Here is an 18,691-nt window from a genome sequence, read left to right on the forward strand (position 1 = left end):
CCGCATTCTATAGGCGCGACCGCGCCCAGTCAATGCGGAATGATGAATGCTGAATGCGGAATCGCGATCTGGCCATGTGCCGCAGGGCGACTCCTCGACCGCGATCAGCCCCGGTGCTAGCCGGGAGCCGGATCGCGGCCAACGGCCGCTCCTACAGCACAGAGCCAGACCGCGTATTCCGCATTCCGCATTCCGCTTTCATCATTCGCCGGAGGACTTCAGGGCCTCGGTCAGTGCCGCTTCCACTTCCGCGGCGGACGGTCCCTCGCCGAAAGTTTCCTCCAGTTGCAGGCTGCGCCTGCGCTTGCGCTCCAGGTGGTGAGCAAGGCCGGTACCCGCAGGGATCAGGCGGCCCACCACGACGTTTTCCTTCAGGCCGCGCAGGCGGTCTTCCTTGCCGGTGACCGACGCCTCGGTGAGGACGCGGGTGGTCTCCTGGAAAGAGGCCGCGGACAGGAAGGACTCGGTGGCCAGGGACGCCTTGGTGATACCCAGCAACAGGCGCTCGAACTGAGCCGGCTGCTTGTCCTCGGCGCGCAGGCGCACGTTCTCCTCGATGACCCGCTGGTACTCCACCTGGTCGCCCTTGATGAACTCGGAATCGCCCATCTCGGTGATCTCCACCTTGCGCAGCATCTGGCGCACGATCACTTCAATATGCTTGTCGTTGATGCCCACACCCTGGAGGCGGTAGACCTCCTGGATTTCATTGGTGATGTAGCGGGCCAGTTCCTCCACGCCCTTCAGGCGCAGAATGTCGTGCGGGTTGGACGGGCCATCGGAAATAACCTCGCCCTTCTCAACGGTTTCACCCTCGAACACGGTCAACTGGCGGTGTTTCGGGATCAATACCTCGTAGTGATCCTTGCCGTTCGCCAACGGCTTGCCGTCGGTCGGGGTGATTTGCAGACGCACTTTGCCCTTGGTTTCCTTGCCGAACGACACAGTACCGGAGATCTCCGCCAGGATGGACGGCTCCTTCGGCTTGCGCGCCTCGAACAGGTCGGCCACTCGCGGCAGACCGCCAGTGATGTCCTTGGTGCCGCCGGACTCCTGGGGAATACGCGCGACGATATCGCCCACATTCACCTTGTCGCCGTCGGCCAGGCTGAGGATGGCTCGCGGCGGCAGCGCGTAGTGCGCCGGCGCGTTGCTGTTGGCCAGGGTCAGTTCGTTGCCGCTCTCGTCCACCAGGGTCACCGCCGGACGCAGGTCTTTGCCCGCGGACGGGCGCTCCGCCGGATCGATTACTTCGATGGAGGACAGTCCGGTAATTTCATCGGTCTGCTTGCGGATCGACAGTCCATCTTCCATGCCGGACAGCTTCACCCAGCCGGCCACCTCGGTAATGATCGGGTGGGTGTGCGGGTCCCACTTGGCCACTACCTGGCCGCCGTCCACCTCGGCGCCCTCCTCCACAGTGATGCTGGCACCGTAGGGAAGCTTGTAGCGCTCGCGCTCCCGGCCGGCGCTGTCGGCGACGGCCAGTTCACCGGAGCGGGACACTGCCACCAGGACACCGCTTTCCGCTTTTACCGTCTTCACATTGTGCAGACGCACAGTACCCGGCTGCTTCACCTGGATGCTGTCCGCCGCGGAGGCGCGGCTGGCCGCGCCGCCGATGTGGAAGGTCCGCATGGTCAGCTGGGTACCCGGCTCACCGATGGACTGGGCGGCAACCACGCCCACCGCCTCGCCGGAATTGGCGCGATGACCGCGGGCCAGGTCGCGGCCGTAGCACTGGGAACAGATACCGTGGGCGGTCTCACAGGTAATCGGCGAGCGCACGATCACTTCGTCGATGCCCATGGTCTCGATGCGCTCGACCCAGGCTTCGTCGATCATGGTACCGGCGGATACCGCGATCTCGTCGGTGCCCGGCCTGAGCACATCGCGCGCAACCACGCGGCCCAGGATGCGGTCACCCAGGGACTCGATCACGTCGCCGCCCTCGATCACCGGTGCCATGGTCAGGCCGTCGTCGGTGCCGCAGTCGGGCTCGGTCACCACCACGTCCTGGGCCACGTCCACCAGACGGCGGGTCAGGTAACCGGAGTTGGCGGTTTTCAGTGCGGTATCCGCCAGACCTTTACGAGCACCGTGGGTGGAGATGAAGTACTGCAGTACGTTCAGACCCTCGCGGAAGTTCGCGGTAATGGCGTTCTCGATAATGGAGCCGTCCGGACGCGCCATCAGGCCGCGCATACCAGCCAACTGGCGGATCTGCGCCTCGGAGCCCCGCGCGCCGGAGTCGGCGTACATGTACACGGAGTTGAAGGAGTCCTGCTCGGTCTCCTTGCCGTCGCGATCGATCACCTTCTCCTTGCGGATGCCGTCCATCATGGACTGGGTCACGCGGTCGTTGGTGCGCGACCAGACGTCGATGACCTTGTTGTATTTCTCGCCGGCGGTAACCAAGCCGGAGGCGAACTGGCTCTCGATCTCCTTCACCTCCGCCTCCGCGGCGGCGATCAGCTCGGCCTTGGCCGCCGGGATCTCAAAGTCGTTCACGCCGATGGAGGAGCCGGACTTGGTGGAGAAATCGAAACCTGTGTACATCAACTGGTCGGCGAAGATCACCGTTGCCTTCAGGCCCACCAGGCGGTAGCACTGGTTGAGAATGCGCGAGATGGACTTCTTGTTCATGGCCTTGTTGACCATGTCGAAGCCGAGGCCATCCGGTACGATATTCCACAGCAGCGCGCGACCGACAGTGGTGTCGTAGATGCTGCGCTGCTCGCGCTTCTCACCGTCCTCGCCGACGATTACCTCGCGGATGCGCACTTTCACCCTCGCCTGCAGACCCACCTGCTTGGCGTAGTAAGCGCGGCTCACCTCCTTGATGTCGGAGAAGAACATGCCCTCGCCCTTGTCATTGACGCGCTCGCGGGTCATCCAGTAGAGACCCAGTACCACGTCCTGGGACGGCACGATGATCGGCTCGCCATTGGCCGGGGACAGGATGTTGTTGGTGGACATCATCAGCGCGCGGCTTTCGAGTTGCGCCTCGATGGTCAGCGGCACGTGTACCGCCATCTGGTCGCCGTCGAAGTCGGCGTTATAGGCCGCGCACACCAGCGGGTGCAGCTGGATCGCCTTGCCTTCGATCAGCACCGGCTCGAACGCCTGGATACCCAGGCGGTGCAGGGTCGGGGCGCGGTTCAGCAGCACCGGGTGCTCGCGGATCACCTCGTCGAGAATGTCCCAGACCACCGCTTCTTCGCGCTCGACCATTTTTTTGGCCGCCTTGATGGTGGTGGCCAGGCCGCGGGCTTCCAGCTTGCCGAAAATAAACGGCTTGAACAGCTCCAGGGCCATTTTCTTGGGCAGGCCGCACTGGTGCAGGCGCAGGGTCGGGCCAACCACGATCACGGAGCGGCCGGAGTAGTCCACGCGCTTGCCCAGCAGGTTCTGGCGGAAGCGGCCCTGCTTGCCCTTGATCATGTCCGCGAGGGACTTCAGCGGGCGCTTGTTGGAGCCGGTGATGGCGCGGCCGCGGCGGCCGTTGTCCAGCAGTGCGTCCACGGACTCCTGCAGCATGCGCTTTTCGTTGCGCACGATGATGTCCGGCGCATTCAGCTCGAGCAGGCGCTTCAGGCGGTTGTTGCGGTTGATCACCCGGCGGTACAGGTCGTTCAGGTCGGAGGTCGCGAAGCGGCCACCGTCCAGGGGCACCAGCGGGCGAAGATCCGGCGGCAGCACCGGCAGCGCCTGCATGACCATCCACTCCGGGTTGTTGCCGGACTTATAGAAGGCCTCCAGCAGCTTCAGGCGCTTGGACAGCTTCTTGATCTTGGTCTCGGAATTGGTGGCCGGAATCTCTTCCCGCAGGCGCTGGATTTCCGCCGGCAGATCGATATCGCGCATCAGTTCCTGGATCGCCTCAGCGCCCATTTTGGCCTCGAACTCGTCGGCGAACTCTTCCATCGCCTCGAAGTACTGCTCGTCGTTCAGCAACTGGCCGCGCTCCAGGCTGGTCATGCCCGGATCGGTGACCACATAGGATTCGAAATACAGTACCCGCTCGATATCGCGCAGTGTCATGTCCAGCAGCAGGCCGATACGGGACGGCAGCGACTTCAGGAACCAGATGTGCGCTACCGGGCTGGCCAGTTCGATATGGCCCATGCGCTCGCGGCGCACCTTGGCCTTGGTCACCTCGACGCCGCACTTCTCGCAGATGATACCGCGGTGCTTCATGCGCTTGTACTTGCCGCACAGGCACTCGTAGTCCTTCACCGGGCCGAAGATCTTGGCACAGAACAGGCCCTCGCGCTCCGGTTTGAAGGTGCGGTAGTTGATGGTCTCGGGCTTTTTCACTTCGCCGTAGGACCAGGAGCGGATCATGTCCGGCGAAGCCAGACCGATACGGATAGCGTCAAACTCTTCCAGCTGTTCCTGGGCTTTCACCAGGTTTAACAAATCTTTCAAGGCCTTTCCTCCACTAGGGGGTAGTCAACCCGGCTTCGGGCCGGGCGTGCCGGCGGCGCATCGTGCCGCCGGTCTCTGTCTACTAATCCGATAAACAACCGGTCTTATTCGTGTTCCAGCTCAAAGTTCATGCCGAGTGAGCGGATTTCCTTGACCAGTACGTTGAAGGATTCGGGCATTCCCGGCTCCATGCGGTGATCGGAGTCCACGATGTTCTTGTACATCTTGGTCCGCCCTTCCACGTCGTCGGATTTGACCGTGAGCATTTCCTGCAGAGTGTAGGCGGCGCCGTAGGCTTCCAGCGCCCAGACCTCCATCTCTCCGAAACGCTGGCCGCCGAACTGCGCCTTACCGCCCAGCGGCTGCTGGGTGACCAGGCTGTAGGAGCCGGTGGAACGCGCGTGCATCTTGTCGTCCACCAGGTGGTTCAGCTTGAGCATGTACATATAGCCCACGGTGACCGGCCGCTCGAAGGCGTCGCCGGTACGGCCGTCGTGCAGGGTGATCTGCCCGGATTCCGGCACATCCGCCAGGTTCAGCAACTGCTTGATCTCGCGCTCGTCGGCACCGTCGAACACCGGGGTGGCCATGGGCACGCCATTGCGCAGATTCTCTGCCATCGCCAGGATCTCCTGATCGGAAAGCTGATCCAGTTCCTCGACCCGGCCGCCGGTGGAGTTGTAGACCTCTTCCAGGAATCCGCGGATTTTCTTCGCCTCCTGCTGCTCCTTGATCATGCGATCGATCTTGGCGCCCAGCCCCTTGGCGGCCATGCCCAGGTGCATCTCCAGCACCTGGCCCACGTTCATCCGCGAGGGAACACCCAGCGGGTTGAGCACGATATCGACCGGCTCGCCGCTATCGTCGTAGGGCATATCCTCGACCGGCTTGATCACCGAAATAACACCCTTGTTACCGTGGCGGCCGGCCATCTTGTCGCCGGGCTGGATGCGGCGCTTGATCGCCAGGTAGACCTTGACGATTTTCAGCACGCCCGGCGCCAGGTCGTCACCGGATTCCAGTTTTTTCTTCTTGTCCTCGAAGGCTTCATCGAGCAGCTTGCGGCGCTCTTTCAGCTGCGCTTCAGCTTTCTCCAGCTGCTCGTTCAGGCTCTCCTCCGCCATGCGCAGCTTGAACCAGTCCTCCCGCGGCAGCTGGGACAGCACGTCCGCGGTGAGCACGTCACCCTTCTTGACGCCCTTGCCGCCGGCGGCCTTCTGGCCTTCCAGCGCCGCCTGCAGGCGCTCGAAGGTGGCTCCCTCGACGATGCGGTATTCCTCGTTCAGATCCTTGCGCACTTCGTCCAGTTGCGCCTTCTCGATATCGATGGAGCGCTGGTCTTTCTGCAGGCCGTCGCGGGTGAACACCTGCACGTCGATGACGGTACCGCGGGCACCGCTGGGCGCACGCAGGGAGGTGTCCTTCACGTCGGACGCCTTCTCGCCGAAGATGGCGCGCAGCAGTTTCTCCTCCGGGGTCAACTGAGCCTCGCCCTTCGGCGTTACCTTGCCCACCAGGATGTCGCCCGGACCCACTTCCGCACCGATGTACACGATGCCGGACTCGTCCAGCTTGTTCAGCGCGGATTCGCCCACGTTGGGAATATCCGCGGTGATCTCCTCACTGCCCAGCTTGGTGTCGCGGGCGATACAGGTCAGCTCCTGGATATGGATGGTGGTGAAGCGGTCCTCCTGCACCACGCGCTCGGACACCAGGATGGAATCCTCGAAGTTGTAGCCGTTCCAGGGCATGAACGCGATGCGCATGTTCTGCCCCAGGGCCAGTTCGCCCAGGTCCACGGAGGGGCCGTCGGCGAGGATATCGCCGCGCTCCACCACATCGCCGGTTTTCACAATCGGGCGCTGGTTGATACAGGTGTTCTGGTTGGAACGGGTGTACTTGGTGAGCCCGTAGATATCCACACCGGCCTCGCCCGCCTCCACTTCTTCGTCAGCGACGCGCACCACCACACGGCTGGCATCCACGCGCTCGATCACACCGCCGCGCTTGGCCACCACACAGACGCCGGAGTCACGCGCCACGGTGCGCTCCATACCGGTGCCCACCAGGGGCTTCTCGGCGCGCAGGGTCGGCACCGCCTGACGCTGCATGTTCGAACCCATGAGTGCGCGGTTGGCGTCGTCGTGCTCCAGGAAAGGAATCATAGCTGCGGCTACTGAAACCACCTGGCGCGCGGATACGTCCATATACTGGATTTCGTCCGGCGTCTTCAGGGTAAATTCGTTCTGGTGGCGCACACTCACCAGGTCGTCGGTAAAGCGGCCCTGATCATCCACCGCAGCGGACGCCTGGGCGATCACGAAGTTGGCTTCGTTGATCGCAGACAGGTATTCGATCTCGTCGGTCACCTGACCGCTCACCACCTTGCGGTAGGGGCTCTCCAGGAAGCCGTAGTGGTTGGCGCGGGCGTAGGTGGCCAGGGAGTTGATCAAGCCGATGTTCGGGCCTTCCGGGGTCTCGATCGGGCACACACGGCCGTAGTGGGTCGGGTGCACGTCGCGCACCTCGAAGCCGGCGCGCTCGCGAGTCAGGCCGCCCGGGCCGAGGGCGGAGACGCGGCGCTTGTGGGTCACTTCCGACAGCGGGTTGTTCTGGTCCATAAACTGGGACAGCTGGGAGGAGCCGAAGAACTCCTTCACCGCCGCCGCCACCGGCTTGGCGTTGATCAGGTCCTGGGGCATCAGGCCCTCGGACTCGGCCATGGACAGGCGCTCTTTCACCGCCCGCTCGACGCGTACCAGGCCCACGCGGAACTGGTTTTCGGCCATTTCACCCACGGAGCGCACACGGCGGTTACCCAGGTGGTCGATGTCGTCCACCATGCCCTGGCCGTTGCGGATATCGATCAGCGTCTTGAGGACGTCGACGATATCTTCCTTGCTCAGGGTGCCCGCGCCGGTCTCGTCCTCGCGACCCAGGCGGCGGTTGAACTTCATGCGGCCGACCGCAGACAGGTCGTAACGCTCTTCAGTGAAGAAAAGGTTTTCGAACAGGGACTCGGCGGACTCCTTGGTGGGCGGTTCACCGGGACGCATCATGCGGTAGATTTCCACCAGCGCTTCCAACTGGGTGCGCGATGGGTCGGCGCGCAGGGTGTCGGAAACGAACGGACCGCGATCCAGGTCGTTGGTGTACAGGGTTTCGAATTTGCTGATGTTCAGCGCCTTCAGCTTGCCCAGCACCTCTTCGGTAATCTCGGTGTTGCACTCGACCGCCACTTCGCCGGTGGACTCGTCCACGATATCGTGGGCCAGTACGCGGCCGTAGAGGTATTCAAGGGGTGCCTCGAGACGCTCCACGCCGGCTTTTTCCAACTGGCGAATATGGCGCGGGGTGATGCGGCGGCCGTCCTCGACGAGGACCTTGCCCTTGCCATCCTTGATATCGAAAGAGGCGACGTCACCGCGCAGGCGCGAGGGGATCAGCTCCAGGCTGACATTGTCCTCGTGCAGCTCGAATCTGCTGGTTTCGAAGAACATCTCCAACATTTCCTGGGAGCTGTAGCCCAGGGCGCGCAGCAGGATGGTCGCCGGCAGTTTGCGGCGGCGGTCGATGCGCACATAGACCAGGTCTTTCGGGTCGAACTCGAAATCCAGCCAGGAGCCGCGGTAGGGAATCACGCGCGCGGCGTACAACAGCTTACCGGAGGAGTGGGTCTTGCCCTTGTCGTGATCGAAGAACACACCCGGGGAGCGGTGCAGCTGGGAAACGATCACGCGCTCGGTACCATTGATCACGAAGGTACCATTGTCGGTCATGAGCGGAATTTCGCCCATGTACACTTCCTGCTCCTTGATGTCCTTGATGGACTTATTGGCAGACTCTTTGTCATAGATGATCAGGCGCACGCGCACCCGCAGCGGGCAGGCGTAGGTGACGCCGCGGAGGGTACACTCCTTGACGTCGAACGCCGGCTTGCCCAGCTGGTAACTCACATACTCCAGGGCGGCGTTGCCGGAATAGCTGACAATTGGAAATACGGACTTGAACGCCGCCTGCAGTCCGATATCCAGCCGGTCATCGGGACGCTTGTCGGCCTGTGTGAATTTGCGATAGGAGTCCAGCTGTATCGCAAGCAGGAAAGGCACATCCATGACCTTCGGCAGCTTGCCAAAATCCTTGCGGATACGTTTTTTCTCAGTGTATGAGTAAGCCATTCATATTCCCCAGCTTGATCGGTGACAAGACTTCGTGGGAAAACCGGGGTCAGAGTAAAATTATTTTCCAATTTGAAAAATTGAATGGCTGCGCCATTAAAATAATTTTACTCTGACCCCGGTTTTCCACCTCCGGGCGAGAAGCCTCTGAGCAATACAGTCTTCACTGCACTGATCGGAAATCTCTCGAGCACTTGCGCTTTTCAGCGGCGCACAGAGTGCGTTAAGGTGTATTTGCAGTCTCAGCGGTCATGTTTTCTTCGGTCAAAAAAACAACGCGTTAAGAGACTCGAAAACCTCGCTGCCGAAAACGGCAAAAAGGCCGGCGGACAAAAGTCCACCAGCCTTGTCGCCACCCGTCGCAAAAAACGCCGGGCGGCAGCGCAACCACCGAATTACTTCAGCTCTACAGTTGCGCCAGCTTCTTCCAGCTGCTTCTTCGCCTCTTCGGCTTCGTCCTTGCTCACGCCTTCTTTCAGCGGAGCCGGAGCGCCGTCTACCAATGCCTTGGCTTCCTTCAGGCCCAGGCCGGTGATGCCGCGAACAGCCTTGATCACGTTTACTTTCTTCTCGCCGGCGGAAGTCAGGATTACGTCGAACTCGTCCTTCTCTTCCGCAGCCGCTTCACCGGCAGCCGGACCGGCTACAACTGCAGCAGCGGCAGTTACGCCGAACTTCTCTTCCATTGCTTCGATCAGCTCGACAACGTCCTTCACAGACATTTCGGCAACTGCGTTGATGATATCTTCTTTAGTCAGAGACATGAGTCAGTACCCAATTTGTTTGAGCAGCAGGCTGCTCGTGAATTCATTGAAAAGACAGCCGTTCAACAGTGAATCAGGCTGCTTCCTGCTCTTTCTGGTCGCGAATGGCCGCAATAGTGCGGACCAACTTGCCAGCAGATGCTTCTTTCAACACGCTCATCAGCTTGGCGATCGCTTCGTCGTATGTCGGCAGGGTTGCCAACATGGCGACATCAGCGACAGCGCCTTCGAAGGCGGCACCTTTCAGTTCCAGCTTGTCATTTCCCTTGGCGAACGCCGACAGGATGCGCGCACCGGCACCCGGGTGTTCGTTGGAAAAGGCAATCAGGCTGGGACCGACGAACTTCTCTACGAGACATTCGTATTCGGTACCGGCAAGAGCGCGGCGCGCCAGAGTGTTGCGGACGACTTTCAACCAAACGCCGTTCTCGCGAGCCTCTTTGCGCAGGGCGGTCATGTCGTTCACGGTAACACCGCGGGAATCCGCGATCACCGCCGACAGGGCGCCTTCAGCAGCTTGCTGGACTTCTGCGACAATCGCTTTCTTGTCTTCGAGTCCAATAGCCATAGTGTCACTCCTGGATTTGAAAAAAGACCGGGAATACCGCTCCCGATCCCGTTCCGGCAGCTCAAATCCAGCAAAAATACTGGTTTGGGCACACCGTCTGCGTAGGTTCGGACTCTCCGTCCGGATTAAGCCTGCGAACCGGAGTCCGCGCGGCACCTACGGTCTTTGACGGCCCGCTGTGCAGTGCATAGCGGACCCCAAAGTTTGGTTTTGCTGTAGGAGCGGCCCATGGCCGCGATCAGCATGTACTACGTAAGTAAGATCGATCGCGACCATGGACAGATTTTTGCTTCTGCAAAATCTGCATTTCCGCTGGGCGGCACTCCGCCATCCCTGGCGGTCGCCGCTCCTACAAGCACAGTTAAATGTTCAGAGAGGCCTGATCGATGGTCAGGCCCGGCCCCATGGTGGTGCTCAGGGTGATCTTCTTCAGGTAGACACCCTTGGCGGACGCGGGCTTGACCTTCTTCAGATCCGACACCAGCGCCTCCAGGTTCTCCTTGATCGCGTTCGGATCAAAGCTCACCTTGCCGATACCACCGTGAATAATGCCGCCCTTGTCAGCGCGGAAACGCACCTGACCGGCCTTGGCGTTTTTCACCGCAGTGACCACGTCCGGAGTCACGGTGCCGGTCTTCGGGTTCGGCATCAGGCCGCGGGGACCGAGGATCTGGCCCAGCTGGCCGACAACGCGCATCGCATCCGGGGAGGCGATCACCACGTCGAAGTCCATTTTGCCGGCCTTCACTTCGGCGGCCAGCTCGTCCATGCCCACCAGGTCGGCGCCGGCTTCTTTCGCCGCATCGGCGTTGGCGCCCTGGGTGAACACAGCTACACGTACATCTTTACCGGTGCCGTGAGGCAGAGTGGTGGCACCGCGAACTGCCTGATCGGATTTGCGCGGATCGATACCCAGATTGATGGAGGCATCCACGGTTTCCGCGAACTTCACATTGGACAGCTCCTTCAGTAGGGCCAATGCATCGTCGATGCCGTAGGCTTTACCAGCTTCCACTTTCTCAGCGATAGCGCGCTGACGCTTGCTCAACTTAGCCATTTACAGACCCTCCACTTCGATACCGGCACTGCGTGCGGAACCGGCGATAGTGCGCACGGCCGCGTCCATATCGGATGCAGTCAGGTCTGCCATTTTGACGGTGGCGATTTCTTCCAACTGGGCACGGGTTACCTTGCCCACCTTCTCGGTGTTCGGGCGACCGGAACCGCTCTTGATCTTGGCGGCCTTGCGCAGCAGTACTGCGGCAGGCGGGGACTTCATGATGAAGGTGAAGGAGCGATCGCTGTACACAGAGATCACTACCGGCACCGGCAGGCCCGGCTCGATATTCTGGGTCTGGGCGTTGAACGCCTTACAGAACTCCATGATATTTACGCCGTGCTGACCCAGCGCGGGGCCAACGGGCGGGCTCGGGTTGGCCTGGCCGGCCTTGACTTGCAGCTTGATGTAAGCTTCGACTTTCTTAGCCATTACAGCTCTCCTCTGGTTGGGTGGTAGCGCCTGCGTTGAACGGGTTATCCACCCGCAGCGCTCGGCTCCCCTGTTGCCCCGAAAGCTATTGAACCTTCAGGGACGCGAAAGCCCCCTTCCACCCGACGGTGAAAGAGGGCTGAAAATTCGACGCCGGAATCAGCTTTTCTCTACTTGGCTGAACTCCAGCTCTACCGGAGTGGAGCGGCCGAAGATCAACACCGCCACACGCAGGCGGCTCTTCTCGTAGTTGACCTCTTCCACCACACCGTTGAAATCGTTGAACGGCCCGTCGGTAACCCGCACCATCTCGCCGGGCTCGAACAGGGTCTTGGGTTTGGGCTTGTCGACAGAGTCGTCGATGCGATTCAGGATAGCCTGGGCTTCGCGATCGGTGATCGGTGCCGGCCTGTCCGCCTTGCCGCCGATAAAACCCAGCACGCGTGGGGTCTCTTTCACCAGATGCCAGGTATCGTCGTTCAACTCCATCTCCACCAGCACATAGCCGGGGAAGAACTTGCGCTCGCTCTTGCGCTTTTGCCCGGCGCGCATCTCAACCACTTCTTCGGTGGGCACCAGCACCTCACCGAACAGGTGGTCCATTTCGTGCAGTTCGATGCGCTCCTTCAGGGAGGACGCGACGCGCTTCTCGTAGCCGGAGTAGGCCTGAACCACGTACCAATGCTTAGCCATGCGTCAACCTTTAGCCGATAACCTTGGATGCTGCCCAACCCAGGGCGGAATCCAGCGCCCACAGGATCAGCGCCGTAATCAACGTAATCACCACCACGATCAGCGTGGTCTGTGTCGCCTCCTGGCGGCTCGGCCAGACAACCCGCCGCACCTCTGTCTGGGCCTCACGCAGGAGATTCCAGAAGGCATTGCCCTTGGCGGTATTGACTGCAACAGCCAGCGCCACCAGGCAAAGCGCAACAATCGCCAGCACGCGGTACAGAAGAGGAAAATCGACGTAATAGGAATTGCCCGCCACCGCGGTGCCAACCAACAGCACCACCAGCAGCCACTTCAGGCCATCAAGACGAAAGGTTTTCGCCTCTACTTTAGCATTCATATACAGAAGCCTTTCTAGTTTCTAGCCTCTAGAAACCAGCATCTAGAAATGGCAGGCCAGGAGGGACTCGAACCCCCAACCCTCGGTTTTGGAGACCGATGCTCTACCAATTGAGCCACTGGCCTAAGAACAACCGGACGCCACTGCACACTTTTGCATCAGCGACCGAAAAATGAGGGAGCGGAGTTTAGCACCAGCTCCGCCCCCGATCAACGGGTCTTTTGCGGGCCTTTCGGCCCGCATGCGGAGCTGTGGAGCCCCGCGCACCGGCTTATTCGATGATCTTGGCTACCACGCCAGCACCAACGGTACGGCCGCCTTCGCGGATCGCGAAGCGCAGGCCTTCTTCCATGGCGATCGGGGCAATCAGGGTCACCGTCATCTGGATGTTGTCACCCGGCATTACCATTTCGGTACCTTCCGGCAGTTCACAGGCACCGGTTACGTCGGTGGTGCGGAAGTAGAACTGCGGACGGTAGCCCTTGAAGAAGGGGGTGTGACGGCCGCCTTCGTCTTTGGACAGGACGTACACTTCCGCCTCGAACTTGGTGTGCGGGGTGATGGAGCCCGGCTTGGCCAGTACCTGGCCACGCTCTACTTCGTCGCGCTTGGTGCCGCGCAGCAGGGCGCCGATGTTCTCACCCGCACGGCCCTCGTCGAGCAGCTTGCGGAACATTTCCACACCGGTACAGGTGGTGGTGGTGGTTTCCTTGATGCCGACGATTTGGATTTCGTCGCCGGTCTTGATGATGCCGCGCTCTACACGACCGGTCACTACGGTGCCGCGGCCGGAGATGGAGAAGACGTCTTCGATGGGCATCAGGAACGGCTGGTCCACCGCGCGCTCCGGCTCGGGGATGTACTCGTCCAGGGTTTCCACCAGCTTCTTGACGGCGGTGGTGCCCATTTCGTTGTCGTCTTCGCCGTTCAGCGCCATCAGCGCGGAACCGACGATGATCGGGGTGTCGTCACCGGGGAATTCGTACTGGTCGAGCAGTTCGCGCACTTCCATTTCCACCAGCTCGAGCAGTTCTTCGTCGTCCACCATATCGGCTTTGTTGAGGAAGACCACGATGTAGGGTACGCCTACCTGGCGGGACAGCAGGATGTGCTCGCGGGTCTGCGGCATGGGGCCGTCGGCGGCGGAGCAGACCAGGATGGCGCCGTCCATCTGCGCAGCACCGGTGATCATGTTCTTCACATAGTCGGCGTGTCCCGGGCAGTCTACGTGGGCGTAGTGACGGGTCGGGGATTCGTATTCTACGTGGGAGGTGGCAATGGTGATACCGCGCTCGCGCTCTTCGGGAGCGTTGTCGATCCCTTCGAAGGCGACTGCAGAGCCGCCCCAGACTTCGGCGCAAACGCGGGTCAGCGCGGCGGTCAGGGTGGTTTTACCGTGGTCTACGTGACCGATGGTGCCCACGTTCACGTGGGGCTTGGAACGTTCAAACTTTTCTTTTGCCATTGCTAGCCTCCTAAATATAGGCACGCCCTGATCAGCGGAACCTACTCCCAGAACCGGCGCACCCGACCACCAACAAACCCGGCACCCGGATACAAACAGCCGCGGAGACACCTGCCCCCGCGGCCATAAATAATGGAGCTCATGGGCGGATTTGAACCGCCGACCTCACCCTTACCAAGGGTGTGCTCTACCCCTGAGCTACATGAGCACTACTGCCAAACTCCACGCGATCCCCACAAGCCGCAGCCCCGGGATAATGGAGCGGGTAGCGGGAATCGAACCCGCATCATCAGCTTGGAAGGCTGAGGTTCTACCATTGAACCATACCCGCAGAACCAGTCCGCACGCGGATCCTTTACAGACACAGAGCAGGCAATTCAGCCTCTGCTCTCCGCCTCTTGTATGGTGCAGGGGGGTGGATTCGAACCACCGAAGCTTGCGCGTCAGATTTACAGTCTGATCCCTTTGGCCACTCGGGAACCCCTGCTCGAAAGCGGCGTGTATTCTCTACACCGGCCACCGCACTGTCAACGATTTTTCCTTCAAATTCACAGACTTATCTGCAGAGTCCAAAGCGAACAGCGCGAGAGACAAAATGGAGCTGGCGAGAGGAGTCGAACCCCCGACCGGCTGATTACAAGTCAGCTGCTCTACCAACTGAGCTACGCCAGCCCTGTCTCTACCCCACGGAAACCATATCGGCCCCGCAACGTGGAGGCGGGATTCTAGGGGATGTTCTGGTCGGGCGCAACAGGGGACGTGCGTGACGGGACTCGGGACTCGGGACTCGGGACTCGAAAGAATATTCGGCCGTTGAAGCGAAGCCCCCGGCAGCGGGGCCGCCACAGGCTTAACTACAAGGCTCCGCACAGGTACTCGGCGCGCACGGCCCTACCCCTCCGAGTCGCTGTTTACTTCGCTGCAAAGATTCTGCCGCCGGTCCAGCTCCGGGTATTCCCGCTGCAGCTGGGTCCAGAAGTCCTCCGCCAGTTGCTCCGCACCATCGGGCGGCAGCACCACCCAGCGCTCCAGGTGGGTCTGCGGCTCCTCGCGGGTCCGGATGTCAATGCCCTTCTGGCGCAACTCTTCCGCCAGGGATGCAGCGCGATCAGGTTCGGAGAATATGCCGAATGAGATTCCATTGGCGAGCGTACCTTTGGGAATCACATAACTGTCTATCCCCGCCGCCTGCAACTCGCGCAGCTTGCTGAATGCCTCGCGGCGCGAACTCATGGGCGCCAGGAACACCCAGTAGCGCATCTGCCCCTCCACCTCAACTTCGCGCAGCGCGGCATCCACCTGCAGGGCCTGCAACCGCTGCGCTATATCCTCCCCCAGATACACCTCTTCAAAGGGGCCGAGCAGAGTGCACAAATCCCCGCTCTGCAACTTTGGCTCGGGAGCCGGGGGTACCTCGCGCAAGGCGTTTTGCGGAGCCTCTTCCACCAGCACAATAGAGTCGCCGGCCTCCCGCGGCACGGCGTTGTCGACCGCCAGCGACTGCGAGGCGTGGCCGGCGGTCTGGAACCAGGCGTAGAGGCCGATATTGGCGAGCAACAGGGCGATAACTATCCAGCGCATAAAATCAGAAACTGTTAACCCGGATATTGTGCCAGGGGCCGTGATGATCGCGCCGAGATCTGCGCGCTCAGTGCATTTTTGCGGCGTAGATACATGCTTATTGCACGTATTAGCCGCAAAAATGCACTGAGCGTGCAGAGATCAAGCGAGGGCGCGGCCAGCGGTGGTGGGCAGCAAATTGTCATCTGGGATATCTCTGGAAATTGTTTGAAATCATAGCGTTATACAAAAAATTGAGCGGCGTGGTGCAATGTCCGGTTAGGGATTGCTGAGTGCCAGGCCATCCAGTACCAGCTCAGGAACCAATTCATGGGGCCGGGGAAACAGGGAGGAAAAGAACTCGCCGTCCCCTCCGGTCAGCCACAGCAGCGGCTCGCTGCCGGCTGTTCGCCGCAGCTCCGCCAGCGCGTGCTCTACGGCACCCATCACCATCAGTGGCAGACCCCGATTGACCGCCTCTCCGGTATCGCGGCCCGGTGCCAGGGACATGCCGGGGGAGCGGATTTCACGCACCTTTACCGCGTCGGTATCGCTGTAGAGGGCGCGGCGCATGGGGCCGAGGCCGGGCAATATATATCCTCCCAGGTGCCGTCCGCCAGTATCCAGCAAATCGAGAGTCACCGCACTGCCGCAGTCCACAATCAGCGCAGCGCGCGGATCGAGCCGGTGCGCGGCGAGCACCGCCAGCCAGCGGTCCACTCCCAGCCCACCGGGTTTCCGGTAACCGCAGGTGACCCCCGCACAGTCGGCCTGCACCCGGGCGAACTCCGCCTCCAATCCGAACCTGTCCCTCGCCAGCGCCGCGAGAGCATCGGCGACGACCTCTCCAGCCACATTGGCGGCGCGCAGCCGCTGCGGCCGGATATCGCTCCAGGCCACCGGCAGCTCGCCGCGCTTCAGTGCAGCGGTGTCCAGGGCTCCCAGCGCCAGCGACTGCCCGTTGTCGAGCAGCCGCCATTTGCTGCGGGTGTTGCCGATATCCAGCTCCAGTATCAGTCCCACGCTCAATCCACAGCCTCCCGAAGGGACACTTCGCCGCCATAAAACCGCTTCAGCCCTCCGTCGGTTTCCAGAATCAAGGCCCCGGTGTCGTCAACGCCCCGATCCACGCCGGTCCACTCCTGCCGCGCACTGACAATGCGCACCGATCGCCCGGAGAACTGGTCCAGTTGCTGCCACGCCTCGCGGTAAGCGGCAAAACCTTCCACCGGATAGGTCTCCAGCAATGGCAGCAGCCGGTTCAGCAGTGATGCTGCCAATTCGTTGCGCCCGATTCCCGGGTGCACCCGATTCAGGTCGATCCAGGGTTGGTCGATATTTTCGCCACTCGCCTCCGGCAGGCCTACATTCAGCCCTACGCCCACTACCACCGCGCAGCGGTCGGTGAGATCTCCGCTCAGCTCCAGCAGCACGCCGGCCAACTTGCGCCCCCGGCACCAGACATCGTTGGGCCACTTCAGGCGAATATCCGGCACACCGAACTCTGCCAGCGCGCGCGTCAGCGCCACTCCCACTGCCAGGCTCAGGCCCTCAAGCAGCTGCACACCGCCGTTGAACTGCCAGCCGATGGAGAAATTGATCCCGCCCCCGAACGGGCTGGCCCAACTGCGCCCGCGCCGGCCGCGGCCGGCAGTCTGCTGTTCGGCGAACATCACCGCGCCGTGGCCCCTGCCCTTCTCCAGCCGAGCCAGTATCTGCGCATTGGTAGAGTCCACCCGGTCCAGCAGGATCAGTTCGCCGAGCAGGGCCTGAGTGCGCGGGGCCAACCTGGCTTCAATCCCCTCGGCGACCAGCAGGTCCAGTCCGCCGGGCAGGCGATAGCCGCGCCCTTTTACCGACTCCAGGGGAATCCCGTAAGCCTCGAGTTTTTTCAGTTGCTTCCACACCGCGGCGCGGCTCACCCCCAGGACCGCGCCCAGGGATTCGCCGGAGTGCACCTCGCCGTCGGCGAGAAGATCCAGGACCGGGCGCAATTGCCGCAATGCGGAATCGGAGACGGGCACTTTCAAGACCTCAGGTAGCGGCGAAAATAGCGATGGCCCAGGCTGGTGAGAATTTCATAGCCGATGGTACCGGCGTAACCTGCCACCTCGTCCACGGTCAACTCGCGGTTCAGCACTTCGATATTCTCCAGGGCTTCGCGCTGGGCCTCGCTCAGGGCGCTGATGTCATAGGTGGCCGAATCCATGGAGACCCGGCCCACCATGGGCAGCCGCCGGTCGCAGGCCCAGCCGCAACCGCGGCCTCCCTGGGCGCGCAGTATACCGTCCGCATAGCCGCCCCGCGCCACTGCCAGCCAGCTGCCGGCGGCGGCTTTCTGGATCGCCCCGTAACCCACGCTGCTCTCTTGGGCCACATAGCGTTTCTGTACCACAGGCAGACTCAGCTCCACCACCGCGCGCATGGGGTTGGGCGATCCCGGCTCCGGGTTGACCCCGTAGAGCGCCGAGCCGGGCCGGGCGATATCGAAGTGGTAGTCGTCACCGAGAAAAATACCTGAGGAGTTGGCCAGGCTCAGGGATACCTGCGGGCAGAGCGCCTTCAATTCCTCGCCGGCGCGCCGGAAACACTCCAACTGCCGGGCGTTCTGTGGATGCGCCGGTTCGTCGGCGCAGGCCAGGTGGCTCAGCAGCAACTGGATGTCTGCGGCGCGCAACAGGTCGCCCTCCGCCAGCAGTTGCCTCAGTTCTGCAGGTGACATACCCAGGCGGGTCATGCCTGAATCCACCTTGAGCGCGCAGGGGGCGCGAATACCCGCCCGGGCACAACTGTCCACCCATGCCCGCAGTTGCTGCGGGGTAAACAGGACCGGCACCAGGCCGGCGCGCGCGCACTCCAGCTCGCACCCGGGGCGCACGCCGGTCAGGACGATGATATCCGCGTCGTCCGGCAACAGCGCGCGCAGAGTCTCCCCTTCCGCCTGGGTGGCGATAAAGAAATCGCGGCAACCGCGCCGGTACAGGGCCGGGGCCACCCGGGCCATGCCCAGGCCGTAGGCGTCCGCCTTGACCACCGCGCCGCAGCGGCTGCCGCCCGCCAACCGCTCCCGCAGAGTCAGGTAGTTATCTCCAATCGCCTGCAGGTCGACCGTCAACAATCCTTCGCGCGCATCGGCTCCCGCCCCGCATTCCGCATTCATCATT

At 61.9% G+C, this 18,691-nt stretch carries 13 protein-coding genes and 5 tRNA genes; all 18 read right to left on the reverse strand.

Translation table 11 applies throughout. The features are described from left to right. Positions 1-201 precede the first annotated feature (201 nt). Positions 202-4,431 carry a DNA-directed RNA polymerase subunit beta' gene (rpoC, locus tag PP263_RS12485; protein WP_308363837.1) on the reverse strand — a complete coding sequence of 1,410 codons (4,230 nt, stop codon included), beginning with the start codon at positions 4,429-4,431 and terminating at the stop codon, positions 202-204. Between the two features lie 104 nt (positions 4,432-4,535). After that, the gene (rpoB, locus tag PP263_RS12490) at positions 4,536-8,609 is read right to left on the reverse strand and encodes a DNA-directed RNA polymerase subunit beta (protein ID WP_308363839.1); all 4,074 of its coding nucleotides are present in this window, start codon (positions 8,607-8,609) and stop codon (positions 4,536-4,538) included. A 395-nt stretch (positions 8,610-9,004) separates the two neighbouring features. Beyond that, the gene (gene rplL, locus PP263_RS12495) at positions 9,005-9,373 is read right to left on the reverse strand and encodes a 50S ribosomal protein L7/L12 (protein WP_183463856.1); all 369 of its coding nucleotides are present in this window, start codon (positions 9,371-9,373) and stop codon (positions 9,005-9,007) included. Positions 9,374-9,446: 73 nt separating this feature from the next. Next, a complete protein-coding gene (gene rplJ, locus PP263_RS12500) occupies positions 9,447-9,941 on the reverse strand; it encodes a 50S ribosomal protein L10 (RefSeq protein WP_183463859.1) in 495 nt (164 codons plus the stop codon). Positions 9,942-10,302: 361 nt separating this feature from the next. After that, positions 10,303-10,998 carry a 50S ribosomal protein L1 gene (gene rplA, locus PP263_RS12505; protein ID WP_183463861.1) on the reverse strand — a complete coding sequence of 232 codons (696 nt, stop codon included), beginning with the start codon at positions 10,996-10,998 and terminating at the stop codon, positions 10,303-10,305. Then, the gene (gene rplK / locus PP263_RS12510; protein ID WP_183463863.1) at positions 10,999-11,430 is read right to left on the reverse strand and encodes a 50S ribosomal protein L11; all 432 of its coding nucleotides are present in this window, start codon (positions 11,428-11,430) and stop codon (positions 10,999-11,001) included. A 159-nt stretch (positions 11,431-11,589) separates the two neighbouring features. Continuing rightward, positions 11,590-12,123, reverse strand: coding sequence for a transcription termination/antitermination protein NusG (gene nusG / locus PP263_RS12515; protein WP_308363842.1), 534 nt, complete (start codon positions 12,121-12,123; stop codon positions 11,590-11,592). A gap of 10 nt (positions 12,124-12,133) precedes the next feature. Beyond that, positions 12,134-12,502: a preprotein translocase subunit SecE gene (secE, locus tag PP263_RS12520; protein ID WP_308363843.1), complete on the reverse strand. Its 369-nt coding sequence runs from the start codon at positions 12,500-12,502 to the stop codon at positions 12,134-12,136. Positions 12,503-12,551: 49 nt separating this feature from the next. Continuing rightward, positions 12,552-12,627, reverse strand: a tRNA-Trp gene (locus tag PP263_RS12525). A 146-nt stretch (positions 12,628-12,773) separates the two neighbouring features. Then, positions 12,774-13,967 carry an elongation factor Tu gene (gene tuf, locus PP263_RS12530; RefSeq protein WP_308363833.1) on the reverse strand — a complete coding sequence of 398 codons (1,194 nt, stop codon included), beginning with the start codon at positions 13,965-13,967 and terminating at the stop codon, positions 12,774-12,776. A gap of 133 nt (positions 13,968-14,100) precedes the next feature. Then, positions 14,101-14,175: transfer RNA gene (locus tag PP263_RS12535), tRNA-Thr, on the reverse strand. A 49-nt stretch (positions 14,176-14,224) separates the two neighbouring features. Further along, positions 14,225-14,298 (reverse strand) — tRNA-Gly (locus PP263_RS12540). 72 nt (positions 14,299-14,370) lie between these two features. Beyond that, positions 14,371-14,454 (reverse strand) — tRNA-Tyr (locus PP263_RS12545). Between the two features lie 109 nt (positions 14,455-14,563). Continuing rightward, a tRNA-Thr gene (locus PP263_RS12550) sits at positions 14,564-14,639 on the reverse strand. 219 nt (positions 14,640-14,858) lie between these two features. Continuing rightward, positions 14,859-15,548, reverse strand: a complete 690-nt coding sequence (locus PP263_RS12555; RefSeq protein WP_308363844.1) for a hypothetical protein — start codon at positions 15,546-15,548, stop codon at positions 14,859-14,861. Positions 15,549-15,806: 258 nt separating this feature from the next. Continuing rightward, a complete protein-coding gene (locus tag PP263_RS12560) occupies positions 15,807-16,550 on the reverse strand; it encodes a type III pantothenate kinase (RefSeq protein WP_308368609.1) in 744 nt (247 codons plus the stop codon). A gap of 2 nt (positions 16,551-16,552) precedes the next feature. Continuing rightward, complete coding sequence (birA, locus tag PP263_RS12565) at positions 16,553-17,551, reverse strand: bifunctional biotin--[acetyl-CoA-carboxylase] ligase/biotin operon repressor BirA (RefSeq protein WP_308363845.1); 999 nt, start codon at positions 17,549-17,551, stop codon at positions 16,553-16,555. A 2-nt stretch (positions 17,552-17,553) separates the two neighbouring features. Further along, positions 17,554-18,690 carry an alanine racemase gene (alr, locus tag PP263_RS12570; RefSeq protein WP_308363846.1) on the reverse strand — a complete coding sequence of 379 codons (1,137 nt, stop codon included), beginning with the start codon at positions 18,688-18,690 and terminating at the stop codon, positions 17,554-17,556. Position 18,691 lies beyond the last annotated feature (1 nt).

It is taken from the genome of Microbulbifer sp. TB1203, assembly GCF_030997045.1.
Lineage (GTDB): Bacteria > Pseudomonadota > Gammaproteobacteria > Pseudomonadales > Cellvibrionaceae > Microbulbifer.